This is a genomic window from Bradyrhizobium sp. RD5-C2, assembly GCF_019972155.1.
Classification (GTDB): Bacteria; Pseudomonadota; Alphaproteobacteria; order Rhizobiales; family Xanthobacteraceae; genus Bradyrhizobium.
On record NZ_BOVL01000014.1, the window covers coordinates 101,652 to 121,329 of the forward strand.

At 65.3% G+C, this 19,678-nt stretch carries 23 protein-coding genes; 15 read left to right on the forward strand and 8 right to left on the reverse strand.

Features of this window, described 5'->3' with window-relative positions:
* Positions 1–39 precede the first annotated feature (39 nt).
* Complete coding sequence (locus BraRD5C2_RS18530) at positions 40–885, reverse strand: glyoxalase superfamily protein (protein WP_223970245.1); 846 nt, start codon at positions 883–885, stop codon at positions 40–42.
* 270 nt (positions 886–1,155) lie between these two features.
* Between BraRD5C2_RS18530 and BraRD5C2_RS18535 the strand changes: the two genes are divergently transcribed.
* The 5 genes from BraRD5C2_RS18535 to BraRD5C2_RS18555 all read left to right on the forward strand — a co-directional run bounded on the left by BraRD5C2_RS18535 (position 1,156) and on the right by BraRD5C2_RS18555 (position 4,811).
* Entirely contained in the window at positions 1,156–1,392 is a 237-nt protein-coding gene (locus BraRD5C2_RS18535) for a hypothetical protein (RefSeq protein ID WP_092115402.1), read from the forward strand.
* A 25-nt stretch (positions 1,393–1,417) separates the two neighbouring features.
* Positions 1,418–2,377 carry a LysR family transcriptional regulator gene (locus tag BraRD5C2_RS18540; RefSeq protein ID WP_223970247.1) on the forward strand — a complete coding sequence of 320 codons (960 nt, stop codon included), beginning with the start codon at positions 1,418–1,420 and terminating at the stop codon, positions 2,375–2,377.
* Positions 2,378–2,465: 88 nt separating this feature from the next.
* Positions 2,466–3,176 carry an SDR family NAD(P)-dependent oxidoreductase gene (locus tag BraRD5C2_RS18545; protein ID WP_223970248.1) on the forward strand — a complete coding sequence of 237 codons (711 nt, stop codon included), beginning with the start codon at positions 2,466–2,468 and terminating at the stop codon, positions 3,174–3,176.
* Between the two features lie 19 nt (positions 3,177–3,195).
* Positions 3,196–3,447: a tautomerase family protein gene (locus BraRD5C2_RS18550; RefSeq protein ID WP_223970249.1), complete on the forward strand. Its 252-nt coding sequence runs from the start codon at positions 3,196–3,198 to the stop codon at positions 3,445–3,447.
* A 122-nt stretch (positions 3,448–3,569) separates the two neighbouring features.
* A complete protein-coding gene (locus BraRD5C2_RS18555; RefSeq protein WP_223970250.1) occupies positions 3,570–4,811 on the forward strand; it encodes a YbfB/YjiJ family MFS transporter in 1,242 nt (413 codons plus the stop codon).
* Here the strand turns inward: BraRD5C2_RS18555 and BraRD5C2_RS18560 are convergent.
* From BraRD5C2_RS18560 to BraRD5C2_RS18575, 4 genes are all read right to left on the reverse strand, one after another.
* Complete coding sequence (locus tag BraRD5C2_RS18560; RefSeq protein WP_223970251.1) at positions 4,808–5,959, reverse strand: aminotransferase class V-fold PLP-dependent enzyme; 1,152 nt, start codon at positions 5,957–5,959, stop codon at positions 4,808–4,810. The two genes, BraRD5C2_RS18555 and BraRD5C2_RS18560, sit on opposite strands and share 4 nt — an antisense overlap.
* A 56-nt stretch (positions 5,960–6,015) precedes the next feature.
* A complete protein-coding gene (locus BraRD5C2_RS18565) occupies positions 6,016–6,903 on the reverse strand; it encodes a hypothetical protein (RefSeq protein ID WP_223970252.1) in 888 nt (295 codons plus the stop codon).
* A gap of 85 nt (positions 6,904–6,988) precedes the next feature.
* Positions 6,989–7,741: a flagellar type III secretion system pore protein FliP gene (fliP, locus tag BraRD5C2_RS18570; protein ID WP_223970253.1), complete on the reverse strand. Its 753-nt coding sequence runs from the start codon at positions 7,739–7,741 to the stop codon at positions 6,989–6,991.
* Entirely contained in the window at positions 7,738–8,670 is a 933-nt protein-coding gene (locus BraRD5C2_RS18575; RefSeq protein ID WP_223970255.1) for a flagellar biosynthetic protein FliO, read from the reverse strand. Before BraRD5C2_RS18575 ends, fliP begins: the two co-directional genes overlap by 4 nt.
* Positions 8,671–9,040: 370 nt before the next feature.
* Here BraRD5C2_RS18575 and flgB point away from each other — a divergent pair, with 370 nt between their 5' ends.
* From flgB to BraRD5C2_RS18620, 9 genes are all read left to right on the forward strand, one after another.
* Positions 9,041–9,451 (forward strand): flagellar basal body rod protein FlgB, encoded by a 411-nt coding sequence (gene flgB, locus BraRD5C2_RS18580; RefSeq protein ID WP_223970256.1) that lies wholly within the window; start codon positions 9,041–9,043, stop codon positions 9,449–9,451.
* Positions 9,452–9,478: 27 nt separating this feature from the next.
* Entirely contained in the window at positions 9,479–9,904 is a 426-nt protein-coding gene (gene flgC, locus BraRD5C2_RS18585; RefSeq protein ID WP_223970258.1) for a flagellar basal body rod protein FlgC, read from the forward strand.
* A gap of 26 nt (positions 9,905–9,930) precedes the next feature.
* A complete protein-coding gene (fliE, locus tag BraRD5C2_RS18590; protein ID WP_223970260.1) occupies positions 9,931–10,242 on the forward strand; it encodes a flagellar hook-basal body complex protein FliE in 312 nt (103 codons plus the stop codon).
* A 129-nt stretch (positions 10,243–10,371) separates the two neighbouring features.
* Positions 10,372–10,635 carry a flagellar biosynthesis protein FliQ gene (gene fliQ, locus BraRD5C2_RS18595; RefSeq protein WP_050401183.1) on the forward strand — a complete coding sequence of 88 codons (264 nt, stop codon included), beginning with the start codon at positions 10,372–10,374 and terminating at the stop codon, positions 10,633–10,635.
* A gap of 18 nt (positions 10,636–10,653) precedes the next feature.
* On the forward strand, positions 10,654–11,424 hold the full coding sequence (gene fliR / locus BraRD5C2_RS18600) for a flagellar biosynthetic protein FliR (protein ID WP_223970262.1): 771 nt from the start codon (positions 10,654–10,656) through the stop codon (positions 11,422–11,424).
* 12 nt (positions 11,425–11,436) lie between these two features.
* The gene (gene flhB / locus BraRD5C2_RS18605) at positions 11,437–12,510 is read left to right on the forward strand and encodes a flagellar biosynthesis protein FlhB (protein WP_223970264.1); all 1,074 of its coding nucleotides are present in this window, start codon (positions 11,437–11,439) and stop codon (positions 12,508–12,510) included.
* Positions 12,511–12,651: 141 nt separating this feature from the next.
* On the forward strand, positions 12,652–15,231 hold the full coding sequence (gene cckA, locus BraRD5C2_RS18610; protein ID WP_223970348.1) for a cell cycle histidine kinase CckA: 2,580 nt from the start codon (positions 12,652–12,654) through the stop codon (positions 15,229–15,231).
* 248 nt (positions 15,232–15,479) lie between these two features.
* Complete coding sequence (locus tag BraRD5C2_RS18615) at positions 15,480–16,439, forward strand: Tim44 domain-containing protein (RefSeq protein WP_223970266.1); 960 nt, start codon at positions 15,480–15,482, stop codon at positions 16,437–16,439.
* A gap of 200 nt (positions 16,440–16,639) precedes the next feature.
* A complete protein-coding gene (locus tag BraRD5C2_RS18620) occupies positions 16,640–17,266 on the forward strand; it encodes a lectin (RefSeq protein ID WP_223970349.1) in 627 nt (208 codons plus the stop codon).
* A 181-nt stretch (positions 17,267–17,447) separates the two neighbouring features.
* Here the strand turns inward: BraRD5C2_RS18620 and BraRD5C2_RS18625 are convergent, their stop codons facing one another.
* Positions 17,448–17,855, reverse strand: a complete 408-nt coding sequence (locus tag BraRD5C2_RS18625) for a DUF3606 domain-containing protein (protein WP_223970350.1) — start codon at positions 17,853–17,855, stop codon at positions 17,448–17,450.
* A gap of 153 nt (positions 17,856–18,008) precedes the next feature.
* Between BraRD5C2_RS18625 and BraRD5C2_RS18630 the strand changes: the two genes are divergently transcribed.
* Complete coding sequence (locus tag BraRD5C2_RS18630; RefSeq protein WP_223970268.1) at positions 18,009–18,716, forward strand: glutathione S-transferase; 708 nt, start codon at positions 18,009–18,011, stop codon at positions 18,714–18,716.
* 118 nt (positions 18,717–18,834) lie between these two features.
* On the opposite strand, the gene BraRD5C2_RS18635 is transcribed toward BraRD5C2_RS18630, so the two are convergent.
* Entirely contained in the window at positions 18,835–19,194 is a 360-nt protein-coding gene (locus BraRD5C2_RS18635) for a GFA family protein (RefSeq protein WP_223970270.1), read from the reverse strand.
* Positions 19,195–19,203: 9 nt separating this feature from the next.
* The coding region (locus tag BraRD5C2_RS18640; protein ID WP_223970272.1) for a methyltransferase family protein at positions 19,204–19,678 on the reverse strand (475 nt) is incomplete at its 5' end.

Below are 19,678 nucleotides of genomic sequence, written 5' to 3' on the forward strand. Positions count from 1 at the left end.
TGTCCACTTCGCTCGAAAACGCTCTGGCGGCACGGGCTGTTACGGGCCGGGAGTCACCCATGCGGTCGAAATGATGCCCTTGTCGTCGAGCGCGATGCGCCAGTGCGCGGCGCCGTTCGCCTGTCTGACGCTATAGACGTCTTCACCTTGCTCGCCGACACCGAGAAAGCGGATCGCCTGGATCGTCCCGAGGTCCGCGAGGGGCTGAAGCCACGTCATCTGCTTGCGGGTCGCCGCCGCCAGCGCCGGGCTCATCTCATCGTAGTTGGGATTCCCCGAGGCGATCCCATCGATCAGGCGGTGCAGCGCAGCCTCGGTTCCGGGACTGGCCGACTGGTTCTTGACGCGCTCCGCCGTCTGATCGGCGATCTTCCGTGCCGCCGCGGCATCGATACGCGTCATCGCAATATCGCTGCCGTTCTGATGCAGAATCAGCGAGGTGGCTCGTCCGTCCGGTCCGACGACGAAGCTGACCTGGGCGTCGACAATCCTGGCGAAGAATTCGGTCACGCTCTCCGCAAAGAACCGCACCGAGCGCTGTCCGGTCAGTTGCATCACCAGATGATGTTCGTCGGGTGTCACCGTGAACACGGCGCGGTCGTTGAGCCTGTAGAAGCCGGCATAATTGGCGAGCACGGCTGAATCCACCGTGATCTCCTGCCGCGCGGCGATCGGCGGTGATTCTGCAGTGAAGTCTGCAGCCTGGGCCGGCGTGCTCGGCGGTCCGGCCGACTGTATCCGCGCCGCCAGCGTATTCCAGTCGCGCTGGCCGAACAGCTTGGCGACAAGCTCCAGGCTGTCGCTGTGGGTCAGGGGCATCGATTTGGCGGCGAGCGCTTCGCGCAGCGTCTGCGCCATGGCCTTGGCATCACGAAAGTCGCGCATGGGATCAACCTTTGCATCAACGAACGGAAAGCGTCAGGGGCTTGCGTTGCTGACCCGTTCGTGCGGGCAAAGGAAGCCTGAAACCTGGCTTGATACGTTTACCGTCCCCGGGCGGGGTGCAAGCGGCGGGTGGTATCGACCCGATCCGATGTTCGCCGGGGACCTGCAATTTGTCAATTGCAACAGCCCGTGATCGGGTGCGTCCTCTCGACATTCTGCTGCCAAATCGGCAACCATAGCTAATGTCGCCAGCCGGGAGGACGTCGTCACATGAGCAAGCCGATCAAGACCGAAGCCGAACTCATCGCGATGGCGCGGGCCGAATTGAAAGTCCATGCCGACTGCCCCGACGGCATCGACATCTCCGTGCTGCGCGATGGCGACAGCTGGGAATTCCGCGCCAGCGCCAACGAGGCCACGGTGGCGCGGCCCGGATACCCCGAATGCGTCGCGATGCTGGTGCAGATCGGCGATCACCTCAGCAAGCAGTATGACGTAGAGGGTTAGCCACGGCAGCGAACCGGGGACAGCGATGGACCGCATCGACGCCATGAAGGTCTTCGTCGCGGCGGTCGACGAGGGCAGCCTTGCCGGCGCGGGGCGGAAACTGCGGCGCTCGCCGGCGGCGGTCAGCCGGGCGATCGCGTTCCTCGAGCATCATGTCGGCGCCGAGCTGCTTCATCGCACCACGCGATCGCTGAAGCTGAGCGAAGCCGGCCAGCGTTATGGGGCGGCGTGCCGGCGCATCCTCAGCGAGCTCGAGGAGGCCGACATCTCGGCCGGCGGCGAGCGGTCGGCGCCGCGCGGCACGCTGACCATTACCGCGCCGGTCGTTGTCGGCGAGGACGTGCTGCGGCCGCTGCTCGATGCCTTCGTGGCCGAACATCCGGCGGTGTCGGTGCGGCTCGCGATGCTTGATCGCACCGTCAATCTGATCGATGAGGGCATCGACGTTGCGCTGCGCATCGCCCATCTTGCCGATTCCAATTTCATCGCGATCAAGCTCGGCGAGGTCCGCCGCGTGGTCGCGGCATCGCCCGGTTATCTTGCGCAGCATCCCATGATCGGCGAGCCGGCCGATCTCGCCAAGCACCAGATCATCGCGATGACGCATTTCGGGCTCGACTCCTGGAGCTTCCCCCCGGCCGCGAAGTCGAAGGTCGCGCGCGCGGTCCAGTTCGCGCCGCGGCTGGTCGTCAACACGGTGCGGGCGGCGGTCGCCTCGGCCAGCGAGGGGCACGGCGTCACCCGGCTGTTCTCGTATCATATCGCCGAGGAAATCCGTGACGGACGGCTGCGGATCCTGCTCGCCGGCGACGAGCCTCCGCCGTTGCCGGTGCATCTGCTGGCGCCGCAGGGGCGCTTCGACGTGCCCAAGGTGCGCGCCTTCGTCGATTTCGCGACGCCGCGGCTGAAACGCTATTTCGAGCGGCTGTCACGCGAGGCCAGCCGGGCCAGTCGTTCGCGCCGCGGAAGAGTGTCTGCCGAATAGCGGGCATTCGCGCGCAATGCGGATGTATCTAGCTTGCTCTCCATCGAGGCGGCGCTGTTGCAGCCTCACCAACAGATGGAGAGAGATCATGGGTGCAGAGCAGAAGGTTGCCATCATCACCGGTGCGTCGCAGGGGATCGGCGAGGCGCTCGTCAGGGGCTATCGTGATCGCAACTATCGCGTCGTCGCCAATTCCCGCAGCATCAAGCCGTCGACCGATGCCGATGTGCTGGCGGTCGCGGGCGATATCGGCGATCCCGAGGTCGCCGATCGCATCGTCAAGCAGGCGCTGGCGCGCTTCGGCCGCGTCGACACGCTGGTCAACAATGCCGGCATCTTTGTCGCCAAGCCGTTCACCGATCACACCGACCAGGACTACGCGTCGGTGCTCGCCACCAACCTCAACGGCTTCTTTTACATCACCCGCCGCGTTGCCAAGGAGATGGTGAAGCAGGGATCCGGACATATCGTGCAGATCACGACGAGCCTGGTTGACCACGCCAACAGCAACGTGCCTTCGGTGCTGGCGTCGCTGACCAAGGGGGGGCTCAGCGCGGCGACCAAGTCGCTCGCGATCGAATACGCCGCCAAGGGGATCCGCGTGAACGCAGTGGCGCCCGGGGTGATCAAGACGCCGATGCACGCTCCCGAGACCCACGACTTCCTCGCCAAGCTGCATCCGGTCGGCCGCATGGGCGAGATGAAGGACATCGTCGACGCCGTGCTGTTCCTGGAAGGCGCGGGCTTCGTCACCGGCGAGATCCTGCACGTCGACGGCGGCCAGAGCGCCGGCCACTGACGACGATCGGGAGCGTGTGATGCCTGTTGTCACCATCCAGGTGACGCGTGAGGGGACGACGCCGGGTGCGTCGTCCACCACGCCAGAGCAGAAGGCGGCGTTGATCAAGGGCGCCAGCGAATTGCTGCGCGACGTGCTGGGCAAGCCAATGGAGTCGACCTTCGTGATCATCGAGGAAGTCGACACCGACAATTGGGGCTGGGGCGGACTGCCCGCGCTGGACTATCGCAAGAAGCTCGCTGCCGATGCGGCGTCCAAATCTTCCCGCTGACGGCCTTTGCCGCATCGAACTTTGCGCCTCTCCCGACCGGGAGAGGTGAGGTGTGATCGCTGCGAGCGATTGCTGCGATCGCAACTAATCATTTTTCACGAACGGCCGGAGGGCCTACTGCGATGTCCATGTCAGCCAATGTCGATCATGATAGACGTCATCACGCCGCGCCGCATCGCGATGCAGGCGGGCCGTTGTGGCTGTCGGCGGCCGCGGGACTGTGCGCCTCGCTGGTCGGGCTCGGGCTGGCGCGCTTTGCCTACACACCGCTGATCCCGGCGCTGATCGCGGCAAAATGGTTCACGCCGGCGGAAGCGGTCTATCTCGGTGCCGCCAACCTTGCCGGGTATCTCGCCGGCGCGCTGATCGCCCGCGATCTCGGCGCACGCATCGGCTCGGTGTGGGCGCTGCGCGGCATGATGCTTCTGGCCGCCGCCACGTGCTTTGCCTGCGCGGTGCCGATCTCGTTCATCTGGTTCTTCGGTTTTCGCTTCCTGGCCGGAATCAGCGGTGGCGTGATCATGGTGCTGGCGGCGACCGCGATCCTGCCGCACGTCGCGCCGAGCAAGCGCGGCCTGATCGGCGGCGTGATCTTCGCCGGTGTCGGACTGGGTGTCGCCGCGTCGGGCACGCTGGTGCCGCTGTTGCTGCAGCAGGGCGTCAAGCAGGCCTGGTACGGCCTTGGTGTGCTGTCGGCAGTGCTGACATTGATCAGCTGGAAGGCGTGGCCGGCGGAGGTGCCTGCCGCACATGCTGTGACGGAGCAGCCCGTTGCGGCGCATGGCGTGCGTTCGCCGCTGGTGATTGCGCTGTGCGTGGAATATGGCCTCAATGCCCTGGCGCTGGTGCCGCACATGGTATTCCTGGTCGATTTCGTTGCCCGCGGCCTCGGGCAGGGGATCGCGGCAGGATCGTATTACTGGGTGCTGTACGGCATCGGCGCCGTGATCGGCCCGCTGCTATCTGGACATCTCGCCGATCGCGCCGGCTTCGCTGCGGCACTGCGCGCGGCGTTCCTGATCGAGGCGGTTGCGGTCGCGCTGCCTGCCGTGACCACATCGCCTGCCGCGCTGATCGTGTCGAGCCTCATCGTCGGCGGCTTCACGCCCGGCATCGTGCCGCTGGTGATCGGCCGCATCCACGAGTTGATCCCGCATTCCGCCGCGAGCCAGCGCTCGGCCTGGGCGCAGGCGACCACGACCTTCGCGCTGTTCCAGGCGGCGGGCGCCTACGGCCTGTCCTATCTGTTCGCGCGGAGCGGCGGCGACTATGCGGTGCTGTTCGTGATCGGCGCGGCCGGAGTCGCTGTCGCGCTGGCGATTGAATTGTTCAGCGTCGTGGCGTTGGGACGCAAGCGAAGTTAACCGCGTAGCGCTTTGATCAAGACAGCGACGAGGCGGTCGACATCGGCCTCGTCGTTGAAGACGTGCGGCGAGATCCGCATCCGGCCGAGCCGCAGCGCGACATGGATGTTTTCGGCGGCGAGCCGCGCGATCAGCTCCTTCGGAATGCCGCCGGCCATGCCGAGGCTCAGAATATGCGGCGCGCGCAGGCCGCGCGCCGGCTGATTGAGCCCGAGATCGCGGACACCGTCGGCGATCCGCTCGGTGAGCATCGCGAGCCGTGCGCTGACGGCGGCAGCGCCCCATTCCGCCATCATCTCCATGCCGATCGACGCCATCTCGAGCGTGATGAAATGATCGCGCTCGCCCATATCATAGCGCCGGGCATTGTCGACATAGGCGAGGTCGCCGAAATAGACCGGCTTCTCGGAATTGACGTCGCGGCGGCCGGCGGAGGTCTGCTCCAGCGGCACACCGTTCTGGTGACGTTTTGCAACATAGAGGAAAGCGCGGCCGTAGGGACCGATCAGCCATTTGTAGGTCGGGAAGATCACGGCGTCAGGGTCGAGCGTTGTCACGTCCATCGCCACGACACCGGCGCTCTGCGTCGCGTCGATCACGAACATCGCGCCATGCCGCAGCAGTGCGGCTTGCACCTTGTCGACGTCGATGATGCCGCCGTCCGACCAATGCACCGACGAGATCGAAGCAAGGCCGACCGGCGGCGCGCCTGGCCGCTCGATCGTTGCAAGCACCGCCGACGTCCAGTCGCCGTCAGCGGGTTGGCGCACGGTGTCGACGACAAAACCCTGCGCCTCGGCGCGGGCATGCCATTCCAGCACCGGCGAGGAGTGATCGTTCTCCAGCACGATGACGCGGGTGCCGCGCGGAATGGTCAAGGCCTTCGCCACCGTCGCTATGCCGTAGCTGATCGCAGGAATCAGTGCGACGTCATCAGGGTCGGCATTGATCAGGCGTGCGGCCGCGGTGCGGGCGCGTTCATGCTGGCGGCCTGCAAAACCGGCATCGATCGTCCAGGGCTGGCCCTTCCGTCCAACCGCGGCGCGGCCGGCGTCGAGCGTCTTCAACGGCAGCGGACTGTACGACGCGGAATTCAGGTAGCAGACCTCGCGTGGGATCTCGAACAGATGGCGCTGGCAGGGAAGCATGTCGTCTCGTGGCTGGGGATACTGATGATGATGTCGTGACGCGGACGTGCGCGCGCTTATCCGTCGTACTGGTCCGGCCCCATCGCCCACGGCGCCTGGTCGTAGCCGTTGGCGAAGGTGCGGTTGGTCTGCGCCGGATTGCGGTTGACCAGCGGTCGCAGATACATCGGGTGGGTGGCGCTGCGCACCTCGTGCTCGACGGTGAACAGGTGCCGGCCATTGGCGGGATCGATGATGTCGCAGAAGCGGTACTGGTACTGATTGTCCTCGCGGGACACCAGGTTGCGCTCGCGCAGCCGTTTGTAGGGGCCGGAGAAGTCCGTGATGTAGATCTGGACGTGATGGCCGTCGAACTCGCCCTGCGCGTGGTCGGTCTCGCGGAACTGCAGATACTGGTCCTTGCCGACCTTGGCGCGCGCAACGACACCGTCGCCGTTCATGACGCTGGCGGGGATGCCCATGATTTCGGGATAGAACCGGCTGATCGCCTCGGCGGTGCCGCGCGGCACCTCGAACTCGACATAGGGTATGCCGAGCGCGATGCGGCCGAACCGCTCAGTATCTGGCTCGTAGCAGCGCAGCCGGTTGCCCCATGGGCAAATGGCCTCGACGTGATCGTTGTGCTCGCGATAGCTGAACGCGGTGCCCTCGAGCTTGGGCGCGACCGCGGCAAGCCGCGCGAGCAGGGCCTGCCGTCCGGCGATCACGATCGCCGTGTGGCCGCGCAGCACCTGCGGCCGTCCGCTCGGCAGATGAAACTGGCTGCGGCCGGCATTCACCCACATGTTGCTGTCGGAGACCATCAAATAGGGATCGCGGGTCAAGCCGATGCCGGCGACGTAGAACAGCGTGGCGAGGCGCTGGTCGGGCACCTGCACGTTGACATGCTCGAGATGGATGGCGTTGCCGAGGTCTTCTGCGGCGCGGTCGAATGGCTGCTGCACGGCGCGGCTCCCTGGATGCGGTGCCGCGCATGATAGTGCAACGGCACGGCCGATCCAGCGATGAGGCCATGAATGTTTCGCGGGGCTACCCCCCGTAACTCTGCACCAGGCTGCCGGCGACCAGCGCCCAGCCGTCGACCAGCACGAAGAAGATCAGCTTGAACGGCAGCGAGACCACCACCGGCGGCAGCATCATCATGCCCATCGACATCAAGACCGAGGCGACCACGAGGTCGATGATCAGGAACGGCAGGAATAGGAGAAATCCGATTTCGAAAGCCCGCTTCAGCTCGGAGATCATGAAGGCCGGCACCAGGATGCGTAGCGACATCTCATCCGGCGTCGCCGGCGGCGGCTCGCCGGAGAGATCCATGAACAGCTTCAAATCCTTCTCGCGGACGTTCTTCTGCATGAAGCCGCGCAGGGGGACCGAAGCGCGCTGCAGCGCTTCCTCGACGCCGATCTGGTTGGCCACCAGCGGCTTGATGCCGTCGTCATAGGATTTCTGCAGCACCGGCCCCATCACGAAGGCGGTGAGGAACATCGCAAGCGCGATCATCACCGAGTTCGGCGGCGCGGTCGCGGTGCCGAGCGCGGTGCGCAGCAGCGAGAGCACGACCACGATGCGCGTGAACGACGTCATCATGACCAGGATCGACGGCGCGATCGACAGCACCGTGAGCAGCGCGATCAGCTGGATCGCGCGCTCGGTCACGCCGCCATTGCCGCCGCCGAGATTGATGCTGATATCCTGCGCCATCGCCGGATCGGCGAAGGATCCGGCGGCGATCAGGACAGCGATGAAAAAAACTCTACGCGGGACCGACCCGAACCTCACGAAGGATTCTTCGGTCGGCCGAGCAGCGATGCCATCTCGTCCTCGAGATTCTCGAAGCCGCTCTTCTGTCCGCCGGCGGGCGGGGCAGGCGGCTCGCTACGCGGCGCGCGAACCGGCGGCGCCTCGGGCGCAACCGGCGGTGCGACGGTCTCGTTGGCGCCGGTCGGGCGGCGCAGCGCCGCCTCGAGCCGCTGCGCCATCTCGGCGAGATTTGCATCGGCATTCGATGCCGGCGGCACCGGCGGAGGCGCCTGGGTTGCGACCGGCGGCGGAGCAGGGGGCGGTGGTGGCGGCGTGACGGCGCGCTCGGGCGCCCGCGGCGGCGCCTTCGGCGGCTCGGCAGCGCGCGGCGGACGCGGGATCACGGGTTCGGAACGCGACGGCAGGCGCGGCGGCATCGGATCGGGCCGCGGTTCGCTGCGCTCGGCCGTGAAGCTCGTCAGCGGATCGTTGCGACGCTCGGCAATCGGCGGCGGAGGCCGGCGCAGTTCGTCGGCAAAGGAGGGGCGTGCCTGACGCGGCGGCAGCTCCGGTTCGGGAAGGTCGAAATTGTCGGAACGGGCGGCTTCGCTCTCGTTCCAGGCGGCATCCGGAAGCGGTGCCACGCGCGGCGGCGCGGCATCGGCCGCAACGGCAGGGCGGGTCGACATCTGGTCGCGCCCCGGCATCGCGCGGACGATATTCGGCTCGACGACGATGTCGGTGGGGCCACCGATCATCAGGAGATGCTCGATGTTGTCGCGGCGGACCAGCACCAGCCGGCGGCGGCCGTCGACGGCAGCGGCGTCGATGACCGCCAGTCGCGGCATCCGTCCGCGGTTGGCGTTAGCCCCGAGGCGGTTCCCGGCGAAGCGGCGGACGAGCCATGCGGTGACGCCGATCAGCGCCAGCACGACAACGAATGCCATGACGAATGTAATGACCTGCATATTGGAGTCCCCGGCCATCGTGGCCTTCCTCAGCTTCCGCCATCAACGAGCGCGGATTGATAGGTGCGGTTTGCGCAGCGAATCGCGCCCGAGATTCGCCTTATTTCTTAATTCCCAGCGGCTTGCAGCCGACTGTTCTATTAATAAACCAAGAATCGCTTGTCCCAAAACGACTTCTCAGCGCCCCACGCTGTCTTGGTTTGTGCTGGTTAACGCAGCATTCGTGGCGAAAATGCGCTCGCCGGCCGCAGTTGAGGCGTTCTCCACGGCTCCGTCCGACATTTTAACCACCCGTTAACCATACACCGGGCAAATTCTGCCTACCTCGGAAGGCCCAAGAGGCGCCCAAGAGGTTAACGGAGCCGCGGCGATGTCCATGAACGATCTGCCGATCCTGTCGGCGTTGCGCAGCAAGATGCAGTGGCACCAGGAGCGCCAGCGGGTGCTCGCCGAGAATATCTCCAATTCCGACACGCCGAACTTCCGGCCGCGCGACCTGGTCGAGCCGAAGTTCGACCGGGCCGGCGCCACGGTCGGCGGCGGCATGGGGACGCTGCCGATGATGCAGACCAGCGCCACCCACATGGCGGCGTCCGGCGCGCCGGACACATTCGACAATGATCGCGGCAGGAGCGGATTCCAGACCCGCCCGGCCGGCAACGCGGTCAATCTCGAAGAGCAGATGCTGAAAGTGTCCGCCAACCAGATGGACTTCGCGGCCGCCACCTCGCTCTACAGCAAAAGCCTGCATCTGCTGAAAACCGCGATCGGCAAGGGCTAGGCCGCCTGACGGCGCAAGGAGGATCCCATGGCAGATGGAACAAGCGATTTTGCCCGCTCGATGAGCATCGCGACCTCGGGCCTGCGCGCGCAGGCGGGGCGGATGCGGGTGATCTCGGAAAATATCGCTAACGCCGATTCGACGGCGCAGACCGCGGGCGGCGATCCCTACCGCCGCAAGGTGCCGACCTTCTCCTCCGCGCTTGATCGTTCACTCGATGCCCAGGTCGTGACACTCGGCCGGATCCGCCCCGACCAGTCGTCATTCCGCATCAAGCAGGAGCCGGGCAATCCGGCAGCGGACGCCTCCGGCAACGTCAAATATCCGAACGTCAATCCGATGGTCGAGATGACCGACATGCGCGACGCCCAGCGCTCCTACGAGGCGAACCTCAACATCATCAGTGCGACGCGGCGGATGATCCAGCGCACGCTCGACATCCTCAAATCCTGACGCAACAAGAACAGGGAACGTAAATCATGGCTACACCGACAGTCGCCGCCAACGCTTACGCCAACCTCGCGAAAATGATGGAGCGCGGTGGTGTCGAGAAAGCCGGTCAGGCCGTCGCCGGCCCGTCCTTCAGCGCGCTGCTGAAGGACACCGTCGGCAGCGTGCTGGAAGCGGGCAAGAAGTCCGACGCGCAGACCATGGCGATGGCCTCCGGCAAGGCGAATGTGATGGACGTGGTGACGGCGGTCGCCGACACCGACGTTGCGGTATCGACGCTGGTCTCGGTGCGCGACCGCGTGATCCAGGCCTATGAAGACATCATGAAGATGCCGATCTAGGCGTCATTCCGGGATGGTCCGAAGGACCAGGCCCGGAATCCATAACCACGATTGGGAGTATGGATTTCGGGCTCTCGCTTCGCGAGCCCCGGAATGACGAAACAAGCAGCAGACAGCGAGAACACAACAATGACCGGCCCTGAAACTCTCGACGTGGCGCGCGATGCGATCTGGACCATCGTGCTGGTGTCGTCGCCCTTGATGGTGGTCGGCCTCGTGGTCGGCGTCGTGGTGTCGCTGTTCCAGGCGCTGACCCAGATCCAGGAACAGACGCTGGTCTTCGTGCCGAAGATTCTCGCGATCTTCGTCACATTGCTGCTGGCGCTGCCCTTCATGGCGGACGCGCTCAGTAGCCACATGATGCGGATTTCATCGCGAATCATCGGCGGTTGATGCACTAATGCCGCGGTCATGCGCATCGATGTCTCCCTGCTTCCGGCGCTGGCCGCAATCTTCGTGCTGGTCTTTGCGCGCGTGGGCGCGATGGTGATGCTGCTGCCCGGTTTCGGCGAGAGCAACATCCCGGCACGGGTCAAGCTGTCGATCGCGCTGCTGCTGACGCTGATCATCCTCCCCCTGCATCGCAACGCCTATCATGTCGACCTGACGTCGATCTCCTCGCTCGGCGTCCTGATGGTGCATGAGCTGATCATCGGCATCGTGCTCGGCGCGACCGCGCGGGTGACGCTGTCGGCGCTCAACGTCGCGGGCTCCGTGATCGCCCAGCAGCTCGGCCTCGGCTTCGTCACCGCGGTCGACCCGACCCAGGGGCAGCAGGGCCAGATCATCGGCAACTTCCTCACCATCCTCGGCCTGACGCTGCTGTTCGCCACCGACAGCCACTATCTCGTCATCGCGGCGCTGAGCGAGAGCTACCGCATCTTCTCGCCGGGCGAGATCATGCCGACCGGCGACGTCGCCGCGCTTGCGACGTCTGCGTTCTCCGCGGCCTTCAAGATCGGCCTGCAGCTGTCGGCGCCGTTCCTGGTGTTCGGCCTCGTCTTCAACATCGGGCTCGGCGTGCTGGCGCGGCTGATGCCGCAGATGCAGGTCTACTTCGTCGGCGTGCCGCTCTCGATCATGGTCGGCTTCCTGATCTTCGCCGTCGTGCTCGCCGCGATGATGAATACCTATTTCGACTACTTCAACGGCGTCATGCGCCAACTCGCTCCGATGAATTAATCAGGAGAAGAGATGGCCGACGATACCGAAGACAAGACAGAAGACCCTACGCAAAAACGTCTCGACGACGCCCTTGAGAAAGGCGACGTCGTCAAGAGCCAGGAGGTCAACACCTGGTTCGTCATCGCCGGCGCCACGCTGGTGTTGTCGACCTTCTCGGGCTCGGTTGGCGGCGGCATCTTGATGCCGCTGCGCAATCTGATCGCCAATTCATGGATGATCCGCACCGACGGTGCCGGCCTGCTGCAACTGACCCAGACGCTTGGCTACGCGGTGGTCGCCGCGATCGGCGTGCCGTTCCTGATGCTGGCGCTGGCTGCGATCGCGGGCAACATGATCCAGCATCAGCTGGTCTGGTCGGGCGAGCAGCTCAAGCCGAAATTCTCCAAGATCTCGCCGGCCGCCGGCTTCAAGCGGCTGTTCGGCAAGCAGGCGGTGGCGAATTTCCTGAAAGGCCTGTTCAAGCTGATCGCGCTCGGCGTCGTGATGGTCATGGTGCTGTGGCCCGATCGGATGCGGATGGAATCGTTCCTGCGGGTCGATCCGGCCGAGCTGCTGCCCGCCATCACCGGCATGACGGTGCACCTGCTGGCGGCGGTGGTCGCCATCCTGGCTGCGGTCGCGATCGCCGACTACTTCTTCCAGTACCGGACCTGGTACGAGCGTCACAAGATGTCGCTGCAGGAGATGAAGGAGGAGTTCAAGCAGTCGGAAGGCGACCCGCACGTCAAGGGCAGGATCAAGCAGTTGCGGGTGCAGCGCGCCAAGAAGCGCATGATGGCCCAGGTTCCGAAGGCCTCGGTGATCATCACCAACCCGACCCACTATTCGGTGGCGCTGGCCTACGACCGCAGCATGTCGGCGCCGATCTGCGTCGCCAAGGGCGTCGACAACCTCGCCTTCAAGATCCGGGAGATCGCCAAGGAGCACGACATTCCGATCGTGGAGAACGTGCCGCTGGCCCGGGCGCTCTATGCGACCGTCGAAATCGACAAGGAAATCCCGGTCGAGCACTACCATGCGGTTGCCGAAATCATCGGCTACGTGATGCGGCTGAGGCGCGGCCTGTCCGGTCTGCGCCAGTAAGGGGCGGAAAACCGCTTGAAATGCGCGTAACTTGCGAAATAGCCGCCTGATGGACTTGCGTTTTCGGGTCCGATTCAGGCACTCAGGGGCGAGGTGGCCGGCCGGTCGCCTTCGTGATGCAGACGAGCCATGTCTCTCCAGATGACCGCCGATAGCAACGATCCTCCCGCGACCGAGCCGTTCGTGGCTCACGGGCCAGCGCGGCGGAGCGGCAGTATCCTGCTGGTGCTCCTGATCGCCACCGGCATCGTCGCGGTGGCCGTCTGGCTCATGACCATCGGCCGTACCCAGGCGCAGCCCTATATCCTCTTTGTGCTGGCGCTGCTCGCCACCGTCGGGCTGTTCAACCTGTTTGCCCTTGCCGCCGGCATCATCCGCTTCTCCGACCGCACGAGCGACGACCCGGTGATGGGGCGGATTGCCGACCACGCCCATGAAGGGCTCGTCGTCACCGACTCCCGCGGCCATGTGGTCTATTCCAACGCCGCCTATCTCACGCTGACCGGCGCGGCCGGCCCGCAGGACGTTCGCCCCGTCGAACGCGTCTTCATCGGCAACCCAGACGTCTCCGAGGCGGTGTTCCGCCTCCTGAAGGCGGCGCGCGAGGGCAAGCGGCAGCAGGAGGAGGTCCGCGTCGCCGGGCACGAGGCCGGGCAAGGTGGTGGACAAGGCCGCTGGCTGCGGCTCAGGGTTCGCCCGCTCGGCGAGGGCAAGCGCGACGCGAAATATGCGGTGTGGTCGATCGCCGACGTCACCCGCGACCGCGAGCGCCAGGAAGACGTGTTCCAGGAGCTGCGGCACGCGATCGAATATCTCGATCATGCGCCGTGCGGCTTCTTCTCGGTCAATCCGGCTGGCGAGATCGCCTACGTCAACGCCACGCTGGCCAACTGGCTGGACTACGATCTCGCCGAGATCGGCTCGGGCGGCCTGAAGCTGACCGACATCGTCTCGGGCGACGGCGCGGCGCTGCTGACCTCGATCGCGGCGGTGCCCGGCGAGGTCAAGACCGAGGTGTTCGACATCGACCTGCGGATGCGCGGCGGCAAGACCGTGCCGGTGCGGCTCTATCACAAGCTCGCCTTCGGCGCCGACGGCGCGGCAGGTGCCTCGCGCACGCTGGTGATCAGCCGCGCCCGCGACGAGCATTCCGATCCGGAGCGCGCCGCCGAGGTGCGCTTCATGCGCTTCTTCGACCATACGCCGATGGCGATCGCGACCGTGGATCGCGGCGGCAATGTGGTCGGCGCCAATGCGCGCTATGCCAAGCTGGCGCAGGGGCTGAACAGTGACGGCGGCGCGGCCAAGTCGATCTTCCGCGCGGTCAATCCGCGCGACCGCGGCCTGTTGATCGCCGCGATCAACCAGGCTGCCGAAGGCCAGGGCGACATCGCGCCGGTCGAGGCGATGCTCGACGGGCCCAAGGAGCGCTCCGCCCAGTTCTTCGTCACCACCGTGGAGAAGGACGAGCGCGACGCCGAGACCGCGATCGTCTACATGCTCGAGACCACGGAGCGGCGTGCGCTGGAGAACCAGATCAACCAGTCGCAGAAGATGGAGATGGTAGGCCAGCTCGCCGGCGGCATCGCGCACGACTTCAACAATGTGCTGTCGGCCATCATGATGGCGAACGACTTCCTGCTGAACGCGCACAAGCCGACCGACCCGTCGTTCCAGGACATCATGCAGATCAAGCAGAACGCCACCCGCGCCGCGACGCTGGTGCGGCAGCTGCTTGCGTTCTCGCGCCGCCAGACGCTGCGGCCGCAGGTGCTCGATCTCGGCGACGCATTGAGCGACCTCACCATGCTGCTGCGCCGGCTGATCGGCGAAAAGGTCAAGCTCGACCTCGTGCATGGCCGCGATCTGTGGCCGGTCAAGGTCGACGTCTCGCAATTCGAGCAGGTGGTGGTCAATCTCGCGGTGAACGCGCGCGACGCGATGCCCGACGGCGGCAAGCTGATCATCCGCACCGTCAATGTGCCGACCGAGGAAGCCGCCCAGCTTGCCAACAAGGGCATGCCGGCGGCCGACTACGTGAAGATCGAGATTTCGGACACCGGCACCGGCATTCCGCACGAGATCATCGACAAGATCTTCGAGCCGTTCTTCTCGACCAAGGAAGTCGGCAAGGGCACCGGCCTCGGCCTGTCGACGGTCTACGGCATCGTCAAGCAGACCGGCGGCTTCGTCTATGTCGATTCCGTGCCGGGCGGCGGCACCACGTTCCGGATCTATCTGCCGCGGCATCATCAGGAGCAGGAGGTTGCGCCGGAGGCGCATGCCGGCAACGGCGCGGCCAAGGAAGCCGCCGCCACGGATGCCGCCAAGCCGAAGCCGGATCTCACCGGGCAGGGCACCATCCTGCTGGTCGAGGACGAGGACGGCCTGCGCTCGCTCAATGCGCGTGGCCTGCGCTCGCGCGGCTACAGCGTGATCGAGGCGGCGAACGGCGTCGAGGCGCTGGAGGCGTTCGAGGAGAACAACGGCAAGGTCGATCTCGTCGTGTCCGACGTCGTGATGCCGGAGATGGACGGGCCGACGCTGCTGAAGGAGATGCGCAGCCGCAATGCGGAGCTGAAGATCATCTTTGTCTCCGGCTATGCCGAAGACGCCTTCGAGAAGAGCCTGCCGGAGAACCAGCAGTTCGCATTCCTGCCGAAGCCGTTCACGCTGACGCAGCTGGTCGCTGCGGTGAAGGAAACCATGACGGCGAACTAGGCCCGGGCGATGGGCCCCGATATCCCTTCGCTTTCCCGCGGAGCAGAGCCAATGTTGCAATGCGGTCGCGGTTGAACCTGAGCCCCATCTCGGGCTAGGACGCACTGTCGCATCCACAAGGCCCATAGTGTCACATCGCCGCGACCGAGGGCCGCAGCCGCGGTTCCCGTTTCCCGCTTCACTTTTAACCGGCTCTGCCCATGTTAGGGGCGTTTCCCCATGCCGGGGAATCCTTTGAGGAAACCAACATGAATTTCTCGCAACGCACGCGTGGAATTGTCCGGGCGATCGCCGTCGCGATGGCGCTGGCGCTGCCCGTGATGATGACCGTTTCGGCGGCCGACGCCCGCGTCGGCGGCGGCGGCTCGCGCGGCTCGCGGACATTCTCCGCGCCGCCCTCGACCAGCACAGCGCCGGGCTCGGTTGCTCCGATGAACCGTACCTTCAGCCAGCCTGGTAGCCCCGGCATGGGCTCGCCGGCGGCGGCGAATTCCGGCGGCCTGTTTGGTCGCGGCGGAATGGGTCGCGGCCTGCTCGGCGGCCTGGCCGCGGGCTTCCTTGGCGCCGGCCTGTTCGGCATGCTGTTCGGCGGCGGCCTGTTCTCGGGTCTCGGCGGCCTGTCGTCGATGTTCGGCCTGCTGCTGCAGATCGGTCTGATCGTGCTCGTGGTCCGGCTCGCGATGTCGTGGTGGCAGCGGCGCAATGCGCCGGCCGCCGCTTACGCGGGCGGACCCGACGTCGGCCCCGGTCCGCAGGCGAACGCCCGTTCGGGCTTCGGCTTCGGCCTCGGGGGCGGATCGAACGCGCCGGTCGAGATCACGCCTGGTGACTACGAGACGTTCGAGCGGCTGCTCGGCGACATCCAGGCCGCGTGGTCGAACGAAGACATCGCCAAGCTGCACACGCTCGCGACGCCGGAAATGGTGTCGTACTTCTCGAAGGATCTCGAGGAGAACAAGGCGCGCAACGTCACTAACAAGACGTCCAATGTGAAGCTGCTGCAGGGCGATCTGGCGGAAGCCTGGCGCGAAGGCGACAGCGAATATGCGACGGTCGCGATGCGCTACTCGCTGGTCGACACTATGCTGGAGCGCGGCACCGGCCGTCAAGTCAGTGGCGGGCAGCCGGAGGAGATCACCGAGGTCTGGACCTTCGTGCGCCAGCGCGGCGGCAACTGGGAGCTCTCGGCGATCCAGCAGACCAACTGATCGATTGCCTGACATGACAATACAAAGCGCCGCGGCATCGTCCGCGGCGCTTTTGTTTTGTGGGCTTCATTTGCGTGTCGCGACGCCGGAATATCCGGACAGGCTGCGGGTTGGTGTCAGCGGGCCAGAATAACCATCGGGAGATCGAAATGAAGTTCATTGCGCATATCGCGGTTCCTGCCTGTCTTGCGTTCGTTGTCATGGCCGCGCCGCCGGCAGTGGCGCAGACCGCCGACACCAGCTTCTTCGTCACCAGTAACGGCATCGGCAATGGTGGCAATCTCGGCGGCCTCGCCGGCGCCGACAATCATTGCCAGACCCTGGCGCAGGCCGCGGGCTTCGGAGCGCCGAAGACATGGCGCGCCTATCTCTCGACCCAGGCGGCCGATGGCAAGGCAGCGGTGAACGCGCGCGATCGCATCGGCAAGGGCCCGTGGAAGAACGTGAAGGGCGTCGTGGTCGCCAAGGACGTCGCCGACCTGCACAGCGCCGGCAACAATCTCACCAAGCAGACCGCCCTGTCCGAGAAGGGCGACGTCATCAACGGTGCCGGCGATACGCCGAACCGCCACGACGTGCTGACGGGGTCGCAGGCCGATGGTACGGCGTTTGCGGCCGGTGAGGACCGCACCTGCAAGAACTGGACAAGCAGCACGCAGGGCGCCGCCATGGTCGGGCATTTCGACCGCAAGGGCTTGCGCGATGACGAGCCGTCAAAATCCTGGAACATGTCGCATCCCTCGCGCGGTCCTGACGGCGGCTGCTCGCAGGCCGATCTGAAGAGCACCGGCGGCGACGGCCTGCTGTACTGCTTCGCGGCGAATTGAGGGGAGCGGCGAACGGGGCGGAGCCCGTCCCCGTCATTGCGAGGAGCGATAGCAACGAAGCAATCCATCTTTCCGCAAATGCGGTGCGGTGGATTGCTTCGCGGAGCCTGTCATCGGGTGGCGCTGCGCGCCGACCCGTTGGCTCGCAATGACGAGGCGAGAGCGGCGTACCCTCGACCGCTCAGCTCTTCTTGCGCTTGCCGGTCTTCTTGACTGTCTTCTTGGCAGCCTTCTTTTTATTCGCGATTTTCTTCTTCTTCGCGAAATGGGCCGCAACCTTCTTCGAGGAATGTCCGACCTCGGCCACCGCGGCTTTGAGGCGGGCAGGGGTCACCTTGAACTTCTTCGACCAGTAGCGGACCTCGTAGGGCTCGCTGACCGCGATCCGCGCGCGGTCGGCGGCCATGTGCCGCTGCTCCTTGAAGTGAGCTTCCACCTTCTTGGCGGAATGCCCGACCTTCTTGACGGCAGCCTTGAGCTTTGCCGGCGTGACCTTGAACTTCTTGGACCAGTACGCAACTTCGTAGGACTCGCTCAACGCGATCAAAGCGCGATCCTGTGCGCCCCGCTTCTTCTTGTTGTCCGCCATAAGTTGATCCCTCATCGAAGACTCGATGTTGTAATCTTAGCAGTCCGCGCGTGGTTCGGACAGGCGGCTCCTGCGCAGTGGACGATCTGACCGCACCACGGCTACGATCACCGTGAAGCAGAGCGATGCGGTGAAGTTTGTGGAGATAAGTGCATGCACTATCAGCTTTACTACTGGCCGATGATCCAGGGCCGCGGCGAATATGTTCGCCTCGCGCTCGAGGATGCGGGCGCTGAGTATACCGACGTCGCGCGCGGCAAGGGCGGTACCGGCGCCATGATGAAGATGATGGACGCGCACAAGGGCACGCCGCCCTTTGCGCCGCCGTTCCTCAAGGCCGGCCAACTCGTGATCGGGCAGACTGCCAACATCCTGCTCTATCTCGGCGCGCACCATGGTCTCGCGCCGAAGGCGGAGGCGGGAAAGCTCTGGGTGCACGAGTTGCAGCTGACGATCGCGGACTTCGTGCTGGAGATCCACGACACCCATCACCCGCTCGGGCCGTCGCTGTATTACGAGGACCAGAAGGCGCCGGCGAAGAAACGCACGGAAGAGTTCTGGAAATCGCGGGTGCCGAAATATCTCGGTTATTTCGAGGATCTCGTGCAGGTGAATGGCGGCGGCTTCGTCACCGGGCGCCGGCTGACCTACGTCGACCTGTCGCTGTTCCAGATCGTCGAAGGCCTGCGCTACGCCTTTCCGAAGCGGATGGCCGCGTTCGAGAAGAAGGTCCCGCGCCTGATCGCACTGCGCGATCGCGTCGCGGAGCGGCCGAACATCAAGGCGTATCTGGCGAGCGAGCGGCGGATTCCGTTCAACGAGGAGGGGATCTTCCGGCGCTACAAGGCGCTGGATTTGTGACGACCGTAATTCCGGGGCGCGCTAAGCGCGAGCCCGGAATCCATAACCACGATCGTGAGTATGGATTCCGGGCCTGCGCCTTCGGCGCATCCCGGAATGACGAAGGGTGGATAGGAAACTACCGGCTCTTCCCATCCACCGGCGTCATCGCGATCTTCGACAGGTCGATGCCGTCGATGCAGTTGACATTGAGCGCCACGATGTCGGCGCCGTCGGGCTTCTTGCCGCGCGCGAACACGTCGACGCCGCAATCGACACAGAGCTGGTGGCGGATCGCATGGCGGTTGAACAGATACTCCTTCAGGTTCTCGGCGCCGGCGCGAAGCTGGAAGCTCGACGGCGGCATGAACACGAAGTGCAGGCCCTTCTTGGTGCAGATCGAGCAGTTGCAGGCGGTCACCATGGCCATGTCGGTGGTGCATTCGAAGCGCACCTGGCCGCAATGGCAGCCGCCGGTGTAGGTCTTGCTCTCTGCCATGATGGTCCCTCACCACAATCCGGGCACGAGGCGATAGCGCACCCGTGCCGCATAGTCGGCATAGCCTGACAATCCCGCCACCAGCGTGCGTTCCTCGATCCCGGTGCGGAACGCGAACATCGCAAAGAACAACGGCACGAAGGCAAGGCCCCACCAGGAGCCGAGCGTCAGCGGCACGCCGATGAAGAACAGCATCACGCTCGCATACATCGGATGGCGGACCAGCGCGTAGGGTCCGGTCGAGATCACGTGATGATCGCGTTCGGTCTGCACCTTCACGACTGGGGCGGCGAACGAATTGGTGCGGAACACCCACAGGATCAGCGCGGTCGAGATCAGATACAGCACGAGGCCGAGCACGATCAGCGCCACGCCGGCATTGGCGCCGCCAAACCGACGGTCGAGGCCCATCGCGACGAACCACAGCACGGCAATGACGAGGAACACCAGCATGAAGCGCTTGTCCTCGGCGGGGGGGGCCTCC